Here is an 18,448-nt window from a genome sequence, read left to right on the forward strand (position 1 = left end):
GTAAATTTCTATATCATTGCCTGCAAGTAATTTCTAGCTTCATCAAACACCTAAACTTTCTCCTGCAAGTTGTACATTAGCATTTTCCACTAAAGTGCTTTCGTTATGCAAGGCATGTATCTCGCTACATGCTTTAACTGACAGGTATGTGACTCCGCCAGAAGCTATTGCAACCATCGAGCTTAGTGCAAAAGATTGAGAAACTAAAAATAAAAAGTATAAAGACAAACATAAAGCAGCGATACATGCTATCGCTCCTATTATATATAAGCACAGGTGAAACTTCTGGTTACATATAAAGCTGTCTTTTGTGCCTGCGATTTGCTTAATTTCTTTCTGTTGTGCAGCATTTAAGTAATAAAGAGGAGTTTCCCTCTTCTTATTAAAAGCATAGCCTTTACTGCAGAGCGCATCTTTAATATATTTTTTATTACATTTGAGTTCCTCTTTCAATCTGCTTACTTCTTTCCGATCTCCAGCTTCTTCTGCTTTCGTAATTTTGTTATTAGCTTCCTTCTCTAAGTCATTCACAATCTCTTGTACTGCAGGCAGCAAAATTCCACTTCTTGCTGCTTCATGAAATGGATTATCTCCATATTCATTATGCGCAGTTACAGAAGCAATGTTCTTCTTACAAATGTCTACAAATTTACCTTTGTTTTGTATTCTTGCAGCTAAATGCAGGAGATTATCTGCCTGTACTCTTTGTTTTGTTTTATCAAAAGGGCCGGTGTAACGCCAATTGATATTAGCTTCATTATCTGAAAGCAATTTTGCTATATCTACAAGTCCATCCATAACTCACCTCGCTATATTCAACCAATACTAAATTATACAACACAATTTATGAAAAATAAATAAAATTTTATCTCTCAGAATAAATAAATTCTAAATTGTTACAAACATAAATTTTAGCTATCATCATTTATATTACTGTAACGGACAAATATGCCAGGTATAGTCACGAGATTCGCTCCATCACCAACAGGGTTTTTGCACATTGGTGGGGCCCGCACTGCGTTATTTAATTGGCTCTATGCAAAGCATCATGGTGGCAGGTTTTTGCTAAGAATTGAGGACACCGACAGAAAACGTTCAACGAAAGAAGCAATTGATGCAATTATAGAAGGGCTAAGATGGCTCGGTGTGAGCTATGATGGGGAAATAGTATATCAGTCAAAAAGAATAGAGCGGCATAAAGAAGTAGCAAACCTTTTAGTTGGGAAGGGTAGGGCGTATCACTGTTATTGCCCTGAGGATGAAGTTGCAGAAAAGAAAATAAAAGCAAGAGAAGAGGGCAAGATATACAAGCATAAATGTACTACAAAACCTCCTTCTTGTCATCCAAGTAGCCGACACTGGGATCCAGAAGAAAATATGTGGTCACGCGCTGGAATGACATCGGGTGTGAGGTCAGTTGTCCGCTTTAAAGTGCCAGATTCGCAAGAGATCGTTATTGATGATAAAATATACGGCCAAATCAAAGTAAATAGCAACCAGCTTGATGATATAGTGATCTTACGCTCTGACAACACTCCAACATATATTTTTGCCGTAGTAGTTGACGATCATGATGCTGGAATAACTGATATAATACGTGGCTCTGACCATCTCACTAATACCTTTAAACATCTGCTAATATACCAGGCTCTTGATTTTGACATTCCACGCTTTGCACATGTGCCGCTTATCCATGGGGAAGATGGGAATAAGCTATCCAAAAGGCATGGTGCCACAAGCGTTTGCGATTATGAAAAGATGGGAATATTGCCAAAAGCGATGCGTAATTACTTGCTGAGACTTGGCTGGAGTCACGGCAACGATGAGATTATTAGCGATGAGCAAGCAATAGAGTGGTTTAATTTAGAAAGTATTGGTCGTTCACCTGCACGGCTCGATTTCAAAAAACTGGAGCATTTGAATAACCACTATATTAGTAATATGAGCAATGAAGATATTCTGACTCTAATGCTTAGAGAAAATACTCTAACTGACAAAAAAAAGGGCTATTTACTGCAGGGACTGACAGAGCTAAAAAAAAGAGCAAACTACCTGACCGAACTGCTGGATTTAGCAAAGTTTTATATTCAAGATCCGCCACTTGATTTAAGTGAAGAGGCTGAGCAAATTGTCAAATCTAACCTCGATATAATCAAGTTACTCGCGTCATTTCTGTCAAAGATCGGTGATGAAAATTGGAATAAGGGTTTTTTATCTTCTCAGATCAAGGAATGTGCAAAATTGCACGATATGAAAATAAGCGATGTATACCACTCATTACGCGCCCCTATAACTGGAGTAATGGATGCACCTGGAATCATTGATATCATGGTGATTCTTGGTAAAGATGAGTGTATAAGAAGGTTACAAGCAATTTAAATGAAATAAGAAAATTACTTGACATCCTTCGCCAGCCCCCTTATCATGAAACTGAAGCTATTGTATTTGCTTTCGCCAATCTGCAGATTAAAAGGTAAGGATTACTTAATGTATCGGCGTCTTATGTTCAATTTTTTGCAGTATATAGATACTGTATGTCTTTACAAAACTTCATCTACATCTAGATTTTTATCTAAATAAGCTGAACGCGCTTATAAAGCGTTACAAGACATCAAAAAATGCCAATACTCGACAGAGATAGTAAAAGACTAGCTAACTCGGGGATTCTTTGTCTTTTTTTCTGCTTAGTAAATTTCTTAAACATTTGCAGCGTAAGTTAGTTGCAATTAAAAGCAGCTGAATTTCGCTTGTCAAGCGTTTAAAACATAAAAAACGCCAATATTTTAAAGCGGATAATAACCACGGGGCTTCTTTTGCCTTTTTTTTCGTTTGGTAAATTTCTTAATGTTTATAGCTAAAAGAGCCCAAGAGAGGTGTCATTCCAGTGCTTGACACTGGAATCCAGTTTTCCATATAATCTCATCGAAAACGTCGTATTTTAACATAAAACAGCTACTTTTATACTCACCAACTTAATAAAATTCCTGGATGCCAGTGTCAAGCACTGGCATGACACCCTACTAGTAGCACAATGTTCGTACAGCTGTACGTGTGACCAGAAAAAACATAGACCCCAAGTGTCAGCTACTTTCATGACACCCCGACAACCGTCATCCCACTACTTGTTAGCGCCGCGGCGGCATGACGTCTTAACTATAGAAAACTTGTATAGATTTTTTCTACTTCTGTGATATCATAAGCCTGTAATGATAAAATAAGTAAATATGGATAAGTCAGCGTATGAGATCATAGAACATGAGTATGATGTGGTAGTAGTAGGTGCAGGTGGAGCAGGGCTCAGAGCAACGCTTGGGATGGCTGCAACTAATTTTTCAGTTGCCTGCATTTCTAAAATTTTCCCTACACGAAGTCATACAGTTGCAGCACAAGGCGGAATTAGTGCAGCTTTAGGTAATATCGGTGAAGACGATTGGCGCTGGCATGCATATGACACAATAAAAGGTTCAGACTGGCTTGGTGATCAAGATGCAATAGAATATATGTGTAAAAACGCTGCTAAAGCTGTTATTGAACTTGAAAATTTTGGCGTACCTTTTTCTCGTACAGAAGATGGCAAAATATACCAGCGTTCCTTTGGTGGAATGACAACTCACTTTGGTAAAGGAAAATCAGCGCAGCGCACTTGTGCGGCAGCAGATAAGACTGGGCACGCAATCCTTCACACTCTATATCAGCAGTGTCTTAAATTCAACGCTGAATTTTTTGTTGAATACTTTGTGATTGATTTAATTATGGATAGCGAAACCGGAGCATGCTGCGGAGTTCTTGCTTGGTCGCTATGCGACGGCACATTACATAGATTTCGTGCGCATAGAGTGGTGTTAGCAACAGGTGGATATGGACGTGTTTATTTCTCTGCAACAAGTGCGCATACCTGCACAGGTGATGGTAATGGCATGGTAGTAAGGGCTGGATTACCACTTGAAGATATGGAATTTGTACAATTTCATCCAACAGGAATATATGGCTCAGGGTGCCTGATGACAGAAGGATGCCGTGGTGAAGGGGGGTACCTCGTTAATTCTCAGGGCGAGAAGTTTATGGAATGTTACGCACCAAAAGCAAGAGATTTAGCTTCCCGTGATGTGGTAAGTCGCGCAATAACAATTGAAATTAGAGAGGGAAGGGGGGTTGGACCAAAAAAAGATCATATGTATTTAACTATAGCGCATCTTGATCCGGAAGTAATAAAACTCAGATTGCCGGGCATCAGCGAAACCGCAAGAACTTTTGCTGGAGTTGATGTCACTAAAGATCCAATACCGGTCATTCCGACTGTTCACTATAACATGGGTGGCATTCCAACCAATTATTATGGAGAAGTGATCACGCTGAAGCAAGGTAAGGAAGAAGTGGTAGATGGACTATTTGCAATTGGAGAAGCTGCATGTGTTTCTGTGCACGGTGCAAATCGACTTGGTTCTAACTCGCTTCTTGATCTTGTGGTTTTTGGTAGAGCTGCAGCGCTCAGAGCAAGAGAGAAACTAAAATCCGGTACACCACATAAAAAATTGCATTCAGACTGCACAGACTGGATAGTAGATAGATTTAATAAAATGCGATTTGCCTCCGGTGGGCTAAAAGTAGCAAAAATACGCAGCGAAATGCAGAACACTATGCAAAAGTACGCATCAGTGTTCCGTGTTGCTGAAGTTTTAGAAGAAGGCAAAAAAGCTATAAAAAAGGTAGCAAAAATGATGCCTGATATTTCACTTGAGGATCGCAGTATGATGTGGAATAGTGATTTAGTTGAAGCACTGGAGCTTGCTAACATGATCCCACAAGCGGTTATTACCATGGAATGCGCAGCTAATCGCGAGGAAAGCAGAGGTGCCCATGCTCGTGAAGACTTTCCTGAACGTGATGACAAAAACTGGATGAAGCACACTATAGCGTGGCTTGAAGAAAAGAAAGGGCAAATTAACGTAAAAATTGATTATAAAAAAGTGGCTGAAAAAACTCTGAGCGGTGAGATTGATTTCATAGCGCCAGAGAAGAGGGTTTACTAGTTACACTATCCCTACACAATTTTTCAACGAGTTCATTATTGATATGGCACTCATTTTAGTGTCTGGAGGACTCTCAGTATGCTCTGATTGATTTGGTGACTCTTGTACTGCTTGATTTTTAGTCTCATTCCTTAAATTCTGTTGATCATTATTAACAAGGTTCTTCGAAGCTTGATTCTGCTCTGTTGTTGAATTAGAGCGGTTTTTGTCGTTAAATGTGTCCTGTGCTTTGTTGGTTGATTTTTCAAAAAGTTTCTTAATACCACTAAATCCTAAAGTTAAAGTAAGGCATATAACTCCAGCAGTAGCTATGATAGGAATGGCTGCTCCAATTGCCATTTGACCCTGAAAGAAAGCAAATGTTACCATTGCAATAACAGTAATCGTTATCGTGATTGCTAACAATTCGCGGGTCCTTTTTGCTGGATCTATGAATCCTGCTACAGCAGATCCTGTTTTCTTTATAGCAGAACCTAGCTTTTTAATGCCAGACTTGCATTTTTTCGAAGCAGTTCCACAGTGGTATTTTTCTTCAAGCTTCTCTTTTAGTTCTTTAGCTTTCTCCTGTGCTTTCTGTGGAGTCCCTGAATAATCTTTTAGATCTCGTAAAGTTAAATAGTACTTTTTAGTATGGAATTTTGGATCTTTCAGCTCCAGAGAACAGGGATCAGCGCCTATTTCTAGCAGCATTGTACAAAATTTTGTTGTATTGTCATAAGCAGTTGCTGTATCAAAAATTGTTCCTTGCAATAGGTGTTCGATACTTCTTTTTTCTGCTTTTTTCTTTAATGCCAATTCTAGGGGTGTGTTCCCTTCTCCATTCTTAGCATTTATAGCTTTACCTAATTTATCTTTAGATATTGTTCCATTTTTTACTAAACCTAAAATCAATTCCAAACATGTAACTTTTTGTTCTCCTTTGAATGAAGCAATATAGTGCAGAGCATTTTTTCCATCTTTATCTTGCACAGTAATATCTGCACCATTTTGTAGAAATAACTCTAAGGTTTTATACCTGCCAGTATCCTTAAATTCTTTTTTTATTACATTCTTTATTTTATTTTTCAATGAAGGTTCTTTACTCTTTTCTTGTATGCGCTGGAGTACCTGATGGAGCGGTGTTTGCCCTTCCTTGTTAGTAGTATTTACAGCATCATCTTTATTTGAAATCAACTCTAAACATGTAACTTTTTGTTCTCCTTTTAGTAAAGCAATATAGTGCAGAGCATTTTTTTCATCTTTATCTTGCACAGTAATATCTGCACCATTTTGTAGAAATAACTCTAAGGCTTTATATCTATTTGTTTTTTCAAATTTTCTATCTGTACATGATCGATCCTCATTCTTTTCTTTTATATGCTGAAGCAACTGATGAAGAGGTGTTTGCTCTTTCCCGTTAACAGCATTTATAGCCTTACTAAATTCATCCTTACCTAAAGTCAACTTCAAACATGCAACTTTTTGTTCTCCTTTGAATGAAGCAATATAGTGCAGAGCATTTTTTTCATCTTTATCTTGCACAGTAATATCTGCACCATTTTGTAGAAATAACTCTAAGGTTTTATACCTGCCAGTATCCTTAAATTCTTTTTTTACTACATTTTTTATTTTATTTTTCAATGAAGGCTCTTTACTCTTTTCTTGTATGCGCTGGAGTAGTTGATAGAGCGGTGTTTGCCCTTCTTTGTTTTTATCATTTACAGCTTTTATAAATTGCTCTTTTTGACCTGCTTCTAGCAATATATTGAGAAGTTCAAGTTTTTGTTTTGTTTCAGGTTTAACAATCAAGTGTAGAGCATTATTACCATCTGTGTCTTTAAGGCTAATATCCGCCCCTTTTTCCAATAGTTCTTTAAAAAGTTTTTTATCACTATTTTTAATTACTGGATGTAATAGATAATTATCATTACTATCTGGAGTATTTATGGTATGTGGTATAATTTCTTTAATTTTTGCTTCTGTATTGATTCTTATTTCTGGCTTTAATTTAGATTTCTTTCCTTGCTCTGCTAATTTTTCTAAGAAATTACGGTAGTATGTCTTTTGCTCCTCTTTTAAGTTTTGTAATTCTTTTGTAGATAATTCTAAATTATCAGAGCTGGCTCCATGCTCTAACAATTTTGTAAGAAACTTAAGTGTGTTATCGTTACTTCGAATTGTATTAGACTCATGTTTTTCTTTTGTTACCTTGTTAATTAGTGCCACCTGAAGAGGAGTTTTTTCGTCCTGATTTTCACTATCAACAAGTTGTGCTAAATCTTCCTTGGTGACCGTTTTTATTAGGGTACCCAGAAACTTGCATTTCTGTTTCTTTTCCAACGACGCAATGAGGTGTAAAATATTTTTCCCTTCTTCAGCTTTTATGCTGCTAATATCCGTACAATCTTTTAGATATTTTCTAAATTTCCTGTTATTTCCATTTTTGATCGCTTTTAGTAGTAGAGCATTGTTATTTGTTATTTCGTTGCTTATTTCTACTTCATGATCATCTTCAACATCACTGCTGTAGCCACTCTCTGTTTCGCTGTCCCTACGGTTGTGGGTAAAACAATATCTGCTATTATAAGTAATTTCTGAAATTGCTTGCTTTACTCGCTCTTTTGTTTCATTTGATATTTTTTTCGATCGTTCTATTGCTTTATCTAGCACTGGAAGGAAGCATTGGACATAATACCTATAATATTTTTCTTGTTCTCTAAGTGATTCTTCTAATTTAGTTAATACTTCAGGACTAGCATCTTTTTCAAATAACCTTTTACACTTCTTGAGGGTTCCATCTTGACCTCTTGGTTTTTCACGCTTGTGTTCTTCTTTTTTTACCTTTCTCTCTATAATGCCATACAATTGCTCGTCTTTTCTATCCTGCTCTTGCTTTTTATTTTTATCTATGCATTCACCTAATTTATCTGCATTAGTAGTTAGTGCAGTTATATCTATACCCATACTAAAACCTCAATATTAAAAGCTATTTAAGTTGTCAGCACTAAACTAACAACCAAGAAGTTTGACTTTTAAATTGAGCTAAACGTTGTATATGTGATCAAAATATAGGTGGAAAGGCAGAAAATTAATTTCTGTGAGAAAATTTGCCGTCATAGTTAAACCTCACTTGAACAGTTGTCTACTATTTTAACCATTTTGTCTTAAAAAATAATAAATATAGCTAAACTGCGAAACGTGCTATTGGCTAAAATAGGATAAGAAACTATAGCTGCAAATATCCAAATTGATGTTTTTATCAGTCTTCCAGACTTGGTTTTTCTTTTAGTTTTTTAAGTCTTTCTTTATTTAGTATGGAGCTTATCTCTTCTACACTTTTATCAATATCATCATTGATTATTACATAATCATATTTATCACGTTTGCTTATCTCTTTTTGAGCTTCGGCTAATCTGCGCTCTATTTCGCTTGCATCATCACTATTACGCTTTTGCAAACGCAACCTAAGCTCTTCCATTGAAGGGGGAAGTATAAAAACACTCACAACTTTTTTTCTCATGAGCTTGAATAAGTGAAATGCTCCTTGCCAGTCTATGCTTAGTAAAACGCTTATTCCATTGCTTAAGTTTTGCTCTATAAAATTTCTTGGTATACCATAAAAATTCTCAAAAACTTTGGCGTATTCAAGCATTTGGCCAGCTTTGCATAACTCGTGAAATTTTTCTTCGGTAACGAAAAAATAGTCTTTTCCATTTATTTCGCCGGGGCGAGGCTTGCGTGTAGTCATAGAAACAGACCTAACTAAATTAGTTGATTGCTCAAGTAATTTTGCTGATATAGTAGTTTTTCCAGCTCCAGAAGGGGAGGATAGAACCAATAATACGCCCTCACTTTTTACGGTCATTTTTCTTTGCATTTTTTAACATGGTGCTTTTTGGATCAGAGTTTAAAAAGCTAGAACCTTCTAAATTAGAATTTGATAAGTTGGTGCCAATAAGAGAAGAGTTATCAAAGACAGTATAGCGCAAATCGGTTTTTTCAAAATTTGCCTTATTCAAATTAACGTTTACAAACTTTGCTCTACTCAATGTTGAATTAGAAAAATCAGCATTTTCTAAATTCATATCTTTAAATTCAAAGTAAGAATAATTTACATTAAATTTTTCACCCTGTGATATTTTCTCTTGCAAATCTTCAATTGAAGTTATAGCATTTTCTGAACCTGTGAGTTTCTCCTGCCCTTGATTGTCAATCAAAATTGAATTATCAAATTTGCAACCTGTTAAGTGAACATCAGCAACTGAACTTTTATATATGCTTGAAGAGTGAAAAGACATATCACTAATTGTTGAATTACTCAAATTGCTAAGAAAAAAACTAGTTTTCCTAAAGGCATTAGCGTGAAGCAAAGAAGATCTGAAATCGCTTTCAATAAAATTTGAATTAGTTACTTTTAAATTGGACCAACTCGAATTATCAGCTAATAAATTAAAGAATGTTGAATTTTCTATTTCACTGGAATCAATATTATGGCGAGAAAGTGTACTGTTATAAACTTGAGAGTCTTGGATTTTTATCTTATACATTGAAGTTGTAGAAAGGTCTGAATCTTCTATCTTCGCAGAGGTGAATAGTGAATGGTCAAAAAATGAGCCATTCATGTTAGAATTCGCAACTTTAGTATTATGAAACTTTCCGTGACGAATGTCAGCATTAGAGACATTAACTTGATGCAGTTCACTAAAACTAAAATCAATATTGGATAAATCAGCATCCTGAAGATTTGCTTCAGAAACATATGTATGCTTTATCTTGGAACCATTTAGTATAGATTGAACAAAACTTGAATTATCGTCATTCACATAGGAAATTTGTGTGTTGCTTAAATTAGTTTCGTCGAAGTTACTGTTAATTATGATAGAAGAATTAAGGTAGGCAGCGGAAAGATTGCTACCTGTAAAGTCTGATTCTTTTAACTCTGCACCATATATGTTAGCATTTTTTAATGAAGAAAATTGTATCTTTAATTTATATGCATCCACTCCAAAGAAACTTGCATTATCAAGGTTATTTTTCTGCATAACAGTATCGTTTATTTCACTATCACTAAAATTTACGTGGCTAACATTCGAGTTTGATAAGTTGGAGAAATTCATTTTCACATTCGAGAAATTAGTATGCAAACCAATTACGTTGTGCATACTTACTTTTTTGAGATCGGAACTGATAAAATCAGCATAACTAACATTAGACTGATCAAATACGATATCTGTTAAGTTTGCAGAAACAAATTTTGTAAAACTCAAATTTGTACCTTTTATTTTAATGCCATGTAAATTAGCATTGGAAAAATTAGCACCACGTAAATCAACATCAATGAAAGACACATCGGATAAATCGGTGTTAGAAAAATCGGCACCAATCAGACTTACTCCATCAAAAACAGATTTACTTAGGTACAGTTGGTTAAAATTAGCTCCATTTAAGTTAGAACCAAAACCTTTCTTAAAATCTTCTGGCACGCCCTCTTTGTGGCACTGCACCAAAAATTCAGCAAAGTCTTTTTTACTGTAAGATACGTATTTTGCATCACGCAAAGCGTTTAAAAAATCACTAATCTGATTTTTTTCATCATTTGTTTCGTTTCCATAACATAAATGACCAACTAAAATTAATATCAAAAATCTAATCATCTTGCTTATCGCACTGTATTTCTTTCGTTTTCACAGCCCAATCGTACATTGCTGAGCTTTCTTTATTGTCTATTTTTCTATCCTCCAAAAGATGTGGCATCATTTCGGCAATCGCATTTATTATATTGATCTGCTTTTTTTCGATTGCTATATCAATTGGGGATTGAAAATTATTGTTAACTACTCTAAGATCAGCACCTTGTAATAAGAGAAAGCGCACTATGTCTACCTCACCTTGTTTAACTGAATAAATGAGAGGAGTATCACCCAATTTATTTCTAAACCTTAGTATCTCTTGAATTGTTAATCCAATTTTTTCTAGCTTACTTATTACTCCTCTTAAGCAAGTTAAGTTGTTCTTCTTAATGCAGTAAAAAAATTGCTTACTGTAATCATCAATAAACACAGTTGTAGGAAGATGCTCATTAAGGCTATCATATTGTCGTTTATATATTGACTTGCTTTGTATGTCTTTATGACCCCATTCTTTTATTGGTTCTCTGTTTAGCTTTGTCCATTTTTGTAAACTTTTCTTTTCACTTTGCTCTTCTTCATCTTTTTTAGTTATAGGTTTTACTCTATTGCGGTCCTTGGAATTACTGTTTGTTTCTTTCACTTTTTTTTCTTCAGACTGATTCTCTACTTTTTCTTTTTTTCCCTCTAATAATTGACTCGCATCACTTTTTGAAAGTTCATTATCTTTTATATCAATCTTCTGATCAGCTTGTAGATTTTTTTGCGGGTTAGCTGTATTCTCATTTAAATCAGCACTTAAAGGCAAAGGCTCTGGTTTCAAATCTTTATTCACTTCTTTATTGGCCACATTTGGTAAATTTTGAGCAAATTTGTCTGTGCTTCCTTCTAGCTGGTCATTTGGCAAATCTTTATCAATCCTTTCACCTTCACTTATAGTTTTTTCAACCACGAAAGCTTTGTTCTCGTTGTGTTGCAGTTTCTCTTTATCGGTAGTGCCGTCTAATCTTTTGCTCTCAGCCTCTTGTGTTTGTTTAGCATCGACGTTGCTTTTTAACTCATCTTTTTGATTTGTGCTATCTTGCTTCCTTACACCTACATTTTCGTTTTTATGAACTGATTCAATTTTCTTTTCTTCAAATTGCTCTACAGCAAATAGGCTCAGTGATCCGAATACAACAGCTAATAATATAAAATATAAAATATTTTTCATAAATATCCCAAGCATAAGCTTAATTAAAATGATACTATAATCAAATGATTAATCTACAGTAAAAAATGCCTTAGGATTTAATTTATAAAAAAACAATAGATTTTTTGTATCTGTTCAGGGGCATCGCAAATATTGAAGCAAAGTGGTCAGTGCTTACTGTACGAACATTGTGATTTGAGAGCAATCTCCGCTAGGGAGGATGTCATCCCAGTGCTCCTTTCTCGTCATCCCAGTGCCCAGACACTGGGATCCAGAAAAAAGAATGGTGTCATGCAAGTAGCCTCCTTCTCCTGTCATCCCAGTGCCCAGACTACTTGGATCCAGAAAAGTTTGCTTGTAAGCAAGCAAACTAGCATAGAAAGTGGTTACAACATTTTCGATGAGATTATATGGAAAACTGGATCCCAGTGTCTGGGCACTGGGATGACAAAGGAGGACGTTATTCCAGTGCCAAGCACTGACCATTTGCTGTGCAATTTACCTTCAAAAATGAATGTTCGTACAGCTATGGAATGAATCGCGGTATGACGTAGGATTGCTGTCATTCCAGTCTGGAATCTAGTCTTTACTGGGGAGAAGAAACTATCCTTCTACAGTGTATCCGTTTATGGGAGGTATCTGTTCAGATGCATGGCTAATGTACAAATATTGAAACAAAAATTCCAGTGCTCCCTTTCTTGTCATCCCAGTGCCCAGACACTGGGATCCAGAAAACTTAACTTTAAATAAGTGGCTGCATAATAAACTACACATTAAACCTAAAGTGCATTATATCACCATCTTGCACGATGTAATCTCTGCCTTCAAAGCGAATTTTTCCTGCGTCTTTGCAAGCTGATTCACTTCCATACTTTATGTAGTCTACAAAGCTTATTGTCTCTGCTTTTATAAAGCCTTTCTCAAAATCAGTATGGATTACACCTGCTGCTTTATCGGCTGTTGACCCTATTTTTACTGGCCATGCCCGTGCTTCTTTGGGGCCCACAGTAAAGAAAGTTATCATACTCAGCACTTCATACATAATACGCGCTACTCCATCAAGGCCTGATTCTTGTAAGCCAAATTCTGATAAAAAACTCTGTTTTTCCTCTTCACTATCAAGATTTGCAATATCTGCTTCGAGTTTTGCTGAAATGCAATAAAATTTGCTTTTATTTTCCTCTGCCATTCTCTCTACCTTTTTAGATAATTCATTGCCAGTTATAACATTTGTATCTTCAACATTGCAAACGTACATAACGGGCTTTGTTGTCAGCAATTGAAGCAACTTCATCTCATCTTCATTGATATTCTCCAAACTTCTTGCAGGTTTACCTAATTTTAAAGTAGCTAATACCTCTTGCATTAATTCAAGTTGTCTCTTTAGCTCTTTATCACCTTGCTTTGCTTTCTTTTCCAATTGAGGAAGCCTTTTTTCTATGCTATCAATATCAGCTAGGATTAATTCCATTTCTACCACTTCAGCATCTGATATTGGATCTATTTTACTGTGTATATGGCTGATATCGTCATCCGTAAAGCACCTGAGCAGATGAACGATGGCATCAACTTCTCTGATATGGCTTAAAAATTTATTGCCGAGCCCTTCGCCTTTGCTCGCACCCTTTACCAGACCTGCAATATCTACAACTTCTAATTGGTTGTAGATTACCTTCTCTGAGCCTGCAATTGCTGCGATTTGTTTCAAACGTTGATCTTTTATCGAAATCTTGCCTATATTTGGCTCGATTGTGCAAAAAGGATAATTTGCAGCTTCGGCTGCACTTGACTCTGTAAGCGCATTAAATAAGGTTGATTTTCCTATGTTTGGTAACCCAACTATACCGCAGTTAAAACTCATATTTGCTATGTAAAATTATAACTATTGCATAATTTAAAAATTTCTGCTATACTTAATTAGTCGCTTATTGACAATTTTGTTGGTATAGTAATATATAGCTTAAATTAAGGTAAAACTATGACTACAGCTAAGAAACGGAAACTACCAAGTGACTTTCATGATGTTGAGGTTGGAATAAAAAGGCCCAGGATCTCAGGGCAAGAAATAACTCTTTTAAATAGTAACCCTTACCCTGACAATTTCTATGTAGGACAAGCAATTGGTAATGGAAGCTGTTTTTTTGACTCGTTCAGGCAAAGTCTAGAACAACAGACAGGAGAGCAAGTTACTGCCGAAAAATTAAGAAATGATTGTAGGGAATTTGCGCAAAAGAATCCACCAAAGTGGTTTACAAATGCAATTGTCAATAGTCATGATAACAATGGCCAGCACCGTAGTGAAACTGTAGATGATTATACAGCAGACATTATGCGTAACAGTAGGTGGGGTGATCCTGACGTTGAAGGCAGAATACTTTGTGAAAAGTATAAGGTAAAGCTACATGTTATAGAGAACCAGACTGTTGATAACCAAGATCTGTCTTTGCATGAATTAATAGACAATTCAGGTTCAAAAAGTGCAGGTGAATACAATAAAGTTGATTATGATGATAGTAGTATTGTGCATATAATAAACAAAGGCGGATTGCATTTCGAACCATTGCTTGATAGAAATAAAAGTTTAGCAAAACAACTGCAAGAGGAAACCAAACTTAAACAAGAGCAAGAACAAGAAGATTTCCTATTAGCAAAAAAACTGCAGCTAGACGAGATCTTAGAGTATTGTAACTTTTCAAAGGATATCTCTGAGAGAGCAGAGGTTGAAAAGGGATTTGATAAGTTATTGGCAGAAAATGCTGATGGAAAAATTGGTGATGTTGTAGGGCAGTGCGTTAGTGATATAAAGCAGCGCATAGAGCAGCAAAACCCTTCAAGTTTACTAAGATGTGGTACGGAATCGATGGCAGAACCATTTCATCAACAACGAGCACCACAACTTGTAAAATCTTAATAGCCCTGTATATTTTTATATAGGGCTTTTGCAAGCATTTCATATAATATGAACTTGCAGTACGTACTAACCTAAATGCAAGTTGACCATGAGACTAGTTTAATTATTGATGCCATAGAGGAATTTGGTGGTGAGGCTAGGCTTGTCGGCGGGTGTGTGAGAGACTCAATTTTGCAGCGTGATGTCCACGACATCGATTTAGCTACTAATTTGCTTCCCAATCAAACGATTAAAGCGCTAAAACTCCGTAATATAAAAACTATTCCAACTGGCTTAAAACATGGAACTATCACTGCGGTTCTAAATCAGAGGTCTTTTGAAATTACGACACTAAGGCATGATGTGAAATGTGATGGTAGGCATGCAAAAGTAGAATTTACTAATAATTGGCAAGCTGATGCTTCAAGGCGTGACTTTACATTTAACGCTCTATATGCAGATAAGCATGGCCATATATATGACTACTTTGGTGGCATTGAGGATTTAAAGGCGCGAAGGTTAAACTTTATAGGCAACGCTGAAGATAGAATTAAAGAAGACTATCTACGTATTTTAAGAGCATTTCGTTTTCATGCAAAAATATGTGCCGGAGATTTGAGTGATGAAATACTAAGCGTATGCAAAAAGCATTCGCATATGATCCAAAACCTCTCTGGAGAGAGAATAAGAGATGAAATACTTAAATTGCTGAAGTGCAATGATCCTTTTCCAACACTTAAGAGCATGCAAGAATCTGATGTTTTGCAAAAGATTATCCCAAAAGAAGTAAAATGCGAAATTCTGTCTTCGTCACTTCTTTTCGGCACTGATGCGCTAGTAAAATTAGCGTTACTCCTTAGGACTACTAAAAAAAATGACAGGCTAAGTCTTGGAGAATATATAATCATGTTTCTACGTCTTTCAAACAAGCAAAAGAAAAAGCTGCTATTTTTACTATCCAACGATATCAAAACAGAACTCTCAGAAAAAGAGCAAAAAAAATACATATCTTTATTTGGTAGAGAATTATATTGTTATTTAGTGAAAATTTGTGGTGTTGAGTCTGGAGAAAATGTTGATGAATACATTTCATTTGCTAACACATTCAATATTCCAAAATTTCCTTTATCTGGCGATGATTTAATAAGTATAGGTCACCAGCCAGGAAAAAGTTTAGGTAGAAACTTGGAATTGCTAAAACAACATTGGGAAGATAGCTCCTACACTTTAACAAAAGAGGAGCTGGTGCTTTATGCTAAGAGCCTATTCTAACTGCTTTCTGACTGTTCAATGAATGTATGCTTGCAATATTAGGGGAACTCATAGAGGAATTAGGTATATGTTCTTTTTTAGCTTTTTCTGTTAATTGATATTCGTTTACTCCTCCTTGAGTTTGATTACACATTCCCTGATCTGGAGATAAAAATTTATCTCTTATGCTTAATGCCAGTTGTAACTCTTGAATCTTATTTGAAAAACATTTCATTTTAGCCTCTGTTAATTTTCCTGTAACAATTTCTTTAAGCAATTCTCCTGAGTCGTTATTATTATTATTCTTGCTATTAAAGCTGTGCAAGATAGAGTCTACAATCTTATTTACCCCTTCTTGTTTGTTAAATTCTAATTTTTTTACGCATTTTCTAACAGAAGGTGACAACTTGGCTTTTAACGTGTCATCTCGTAGTTCTTTACCCATATTTTTTCCAATGTTACAATGTTCGTTGACAACTTCTTTAACCTTAGCTTCTATGATCTCCCTTGCGGATTGTTTCAAATTACTTTCTAATAATTCAAGCAGCTTACTGCTTTCAAATTTGCCATCATCTTGATTTGATAGAGACTTTATAGTTTCATTAAGCACGTTATGGCAAAAGTGTTTCTCTTTAAATTCAGGAAAACCTTTTTTTAACTCCTCGTTTTTCCCAGATAAAAAGTTATTGAGACCCTTATCCCTAGAAAGCTTATTGGGCAAGTTTCGTAATTTTGAAAGAGTTGATTTTGCAGTAGATACTGTACTCACTGCACCTGCCTTTTTAGCCAATTGACCTTCTTTTGCTTCCTGTAGTTTCTTAGTGTCAGCTTTCAATTGACCTTCTAAATCAATCTCCAATTGTTGTTTAGATTCTTGAACACTTTGTAATTGCTTCCCCAAGTTCTCCATTTCACCCAATTGAGCAGTCAATGTATTCACACTTAATCGTAGAGCTTTGTTTTCATGACCTAAGTCACTGACTTTATTTTCTAATTCAGTATTTTTGTCTTTAGCCTGACACAATTTATCAGTCTGTGATTTAAGTAAAGCCACTAATTTGCTAGCTTGCCATTGTTGATTCAATTCAATTAATTTATCCTCCTTGTCCTTTAACCTACTCTTAAGTTCTATTATTTGTGCTTGCAGACTTTCATTATCTTTCCTAGTAGCTTCAATTTCTTCTCCTTGCTCTCTTATTATCATGTATTGATCAAATATAGTTTTCTGTTGTTCATCAACTTTATCCCGCATTGCTTTTTTATCTTGTTTGTATTTGGTTAGTTCCTCTTCTCGTTCGCCTGCATCTTCTGTAAGTCCCTTATAACTCTTTTCAAGTCCTTCAATTGCAGATCGTAATTCTCTATTTTCTTCTTTTAAGGAAGCATTTTGTAAACGTTCAAGTTCTAATTCCTGATTTATGCCCTCCAGCTGTTCTTCTAATGCTTCATCATCTTCCTCTGTTATCAATGCTACTCCATCAGTCTGAACCTCTCCATCTTTGTTTATCACTACACTTTGGCTCTCTTTCTCTACAACTTCAGGTTTTAAGTCAACTTGAACACTTCCATCTATTGTCTTAAAAGCATCAGTTTGAACTTCATTGTTTGCAGTAGTTTTATCGTAGTACAAAATATTTTCTGCCCATCTATTCCATCTCTTGGGCAATATTCGTCCAATCGTTTTTAGATATAACCAAGCAAATACAGTAGACCAGCTGTATTTTTTTTCCTTTCGCTTAATATTAATTTCATAATTAACCTTATTATTAATATTTAGCATAAAATTACCTTATTTTTTAACTTTAATTTACAGAAAATTTTAATAGTAATAAAGTTATATATATTAGTATAAATGTTAAACAAATACTAACGCAGGTGTCAAATTATGGTAAAGTCTTTGCCCGCCTAATACACTTTAAGCAGAAATGTACATGTCTGCAAGTACAGCATTTGCTTTTTCTATCGCTCTTTCTAACACTTCCTGTTCATTGTTCTGATTTTTCACATTGATTACCTGAGCAGCTAAGTTTGCAGGAAAAGTGACCAAACTGACTTCCCATAATTCCACTTGTTTTAACACTCTAGCTCCGCTTTTATGATCAACATCATACTCTATAGGTATATAGCCGATGGAAAGTCCGTTAATTGCCCCAGTTTTGAGCATCAAATACACTTCTTCTGCTTTCTGAATACCCAAAAGTAAATGTGCGGTTATATACAGGCCAACATCATTTTCATAAATATCTATGATACTACCTATAGGTTCGTCAGGATTATGCTGCCAAAGGAGTTTTATTTTATTTCTGTTTAAATTTTCCTTAAATGCCCCAGGCAATATCAGATCATTTTGTTTATCAATTATATTAAAAACGCTAGCATAACCAGAAAATACACCGTTTTCTCCTATGCTTTTTATTGACAATGGTGAATAGAGAAATTTCTTATTCATAAAGCCTCCTGTAGTGTTGGGAATTTTGTT

Annotated in this window: 13 protein-coding genes; 5 read left to right on the forward strand and 8 right to left on the reverse strand. The window is 35.5% G+C overall.

Features of this window, described 5'->3' with window-relative positions; genetic code table 11:
* Positions 1–42: 42 nt before the first annotated feature.
* Positions 43–798 carry an ankyrin repeat domain-containing protein gene (locus OOL03_RS02280; RefSeq protein WP_264707538.1) on the reverse strand — a complete coding sequence of 252 codons (756 nt, stop codon included), beginning with the start codon at positions 796–798 and terminating at the stop codon, positions 43–45.
* Between the two features lie 150 nt (positions 799–948).
* Between OOL03_RS02280 and gltX the strand changes: the two genes are divergently transcribed.
* Positions 949–2,379 carry a glutamate--tRNA ligase gene (gene gltX, locus OOL03_RS02285; protein WP_264707539.1) on the forward strand — a complete coding sequence of 477 codons (1,431 nt, stop codon included), beginning with the start codon at positions 949–951 and terminating at the stop codon, positions 2,377–2,379.
* Between the two features lie 845 nt (positions 2,380–3,224).
* Complete coding sequence (sdhA, locus tag OOL03_RS02290; RefSeq protein ID WP_264707540.1) at positions 3,225–5,030, forward strand: succinate dehydrogenase flavoprotein subunit; 1,806 nt, start codon at positions 3,225–3,227, stop codon at positions 5,028–5,030.
* On the opposite strand, the gene OOL03_RS02295 is transcribed toward sdhA, so the two are convergent.
* The 4 genes from OOL03_RS02295 to OOL03_RS02310 all read right to left on the reverse strand — a co-directional run bounded on the left by OOL03_RS02295 (position 5,031) and on the right by OOL03_RS02310 (position 11,849).
* Positions 5,031–7,973, reverse strand: coding sequence for an ankyrin repeat domain-containing protein (locus OOL03_RS02295; protein ID WP_264707541.1), 2,943 nt, complete (start codon positions 7,971–7,973; stop codon positions 5,031–5,033).
* Positions 7,974–8,268: 295 nt separating this feature from the next.
* A complete protein-coding gene (gmk, locus tag OOL03_RS02300) occupies positions 8,269–8,874 on the reverse strand; it encodes a guanylate kinase (protein ID WP_015588988.1) in 606 nt (201 codons plus the stop codon).
* Positions 8,858–10,663 carry a pentapeptide repeat-containing protein gene (locus OOL03_RS02305; protein ID WP_264707542.1) on the reverse strand — a complete coding sequence of 602 codons (1,806 nt, stop codon included), beginning with the start codon at positions 10,661–10,663 and terminating at the stop codon, positions 8,858–8,860. Before OOL03_RS02305 ends, gmk begins: the two co-directional genes overlap by 17 nt.
* Positions 10,656–11,849 (reverse strand): ankyrin repeat domain-containing protein, encoded by a 1,194-nt coding sequence (locus tag OOL03_RS02310; RefSeq protein WP_077188062.1) that lies wholly within the window; start codon positions 11,847–11,849, stop codon positions 10,656–10,658. The genes OOL03_RS02305 and OOL03_RS02310 overlap by 8 nt, the downstream gene beginning before the upstream one ends.
* A gap of 330 nt (positions 11,850–12,179) precedes the next feature.
* Here OOL03_RS02310 and OOL03_RS02315 point away from each other — a divergent pair, with 330 nt between their 5' ends.
* Positions 12,180–12,365, forward strand: coding sequence for a hypothetical protein (locus OOL03_RS02315; RefSeq protein WP_197907208.1), 186 nt, complete (start codon positions 12,180–12,182; stop codon positions 12,363–12,365).
* 229 nt (positions 12,366–12,594) lie between these two features.
* Here OOL03_RS02315 and ychF read toward each other — a convergent pair whose 3' ends face one another.
* Positions 12,595–13,689 (reverse strand): redox-regulated ATPase YchF, encoded by a 1,095-nt coding sequence (gene ychF / locus OOL03_RS02320; RefSeq protein WP_264707543.1) that lies wholly within the window; start codon positions 13,687–13,689, stop codon positions 12,595–12,597.
* Between the two features lie 117 nt (positions 13,690–13,806).
* Here ychF and OOL03_RS02325 point away from each other — a divergent pair, with 117 nt between their 5' ends.
* Positions 13,807–14,739, forward strand: a complete 933-nt coding sequence (locus OOL03_RS02325; protein WP_264707544.1) for an OTU domain-containing protein — start codon at positions 13,807–13,809, stop codon at positions 14,737–14,739.
* Positions 14,740–14,814: 75 nt separating this feature from the next.
* Positions 14,815–15,990 (forward strand): CCA tRNA nucleotidyltransferase, encoded by a 1,176-nt coding sequence (locus OOL03_RS02330; protein ID WP_264707545.1) that lies wholly within the window; start codon positions 14,815–14,817, stop codon positions 15,988–15,990.
* Here OOL03_RS02330 and OOL03_RS02335 read toward each other — a convergent pair.
* Both OOL03_RS02335 and OOL03_RS02340 read right to left on the reverse strand, forming a co-directional pair.
* Positions 15,974–17,749, reverse strand: a complete 1,776-nt coding sequence (locus OOL03_RS02335) for a coiled-coil domain-containing protein (protein WP_264707546.1) — start codon at positions 17,747–17,749, stop codon at positions 15,974–15,976. The genes OOL03_RS02330 and OOL03_RS02335 overlap by 17 nt on opposite strands.
* Positions 17,750–17,884: 135 nt before the next feature.
* Positions 17,885–18,418, reverse strand: coding sequence for an HK97 family phage prohead protease (locus OOL03_RS02340; RefSeq protein ID WP_264707547.1), 534 nt, complete (start codon positions 18,416–18,418; stop codon positions 17,885–17,887).
* Positions 18,419–18,448: the final 30 nt, after the last annotated feature.

Source organism: Wolbachia endosymbiont (group A) of Acrocera orbiculus (assembly GCF_947250015.1).
Classification (GTDB): domain Bacteria; phylum Pseudomonadota; class Alphaproteobacteria; order Rickettsiales; family Anaplasmataceae; genus Wolbachia; species Wolbachia pipientis.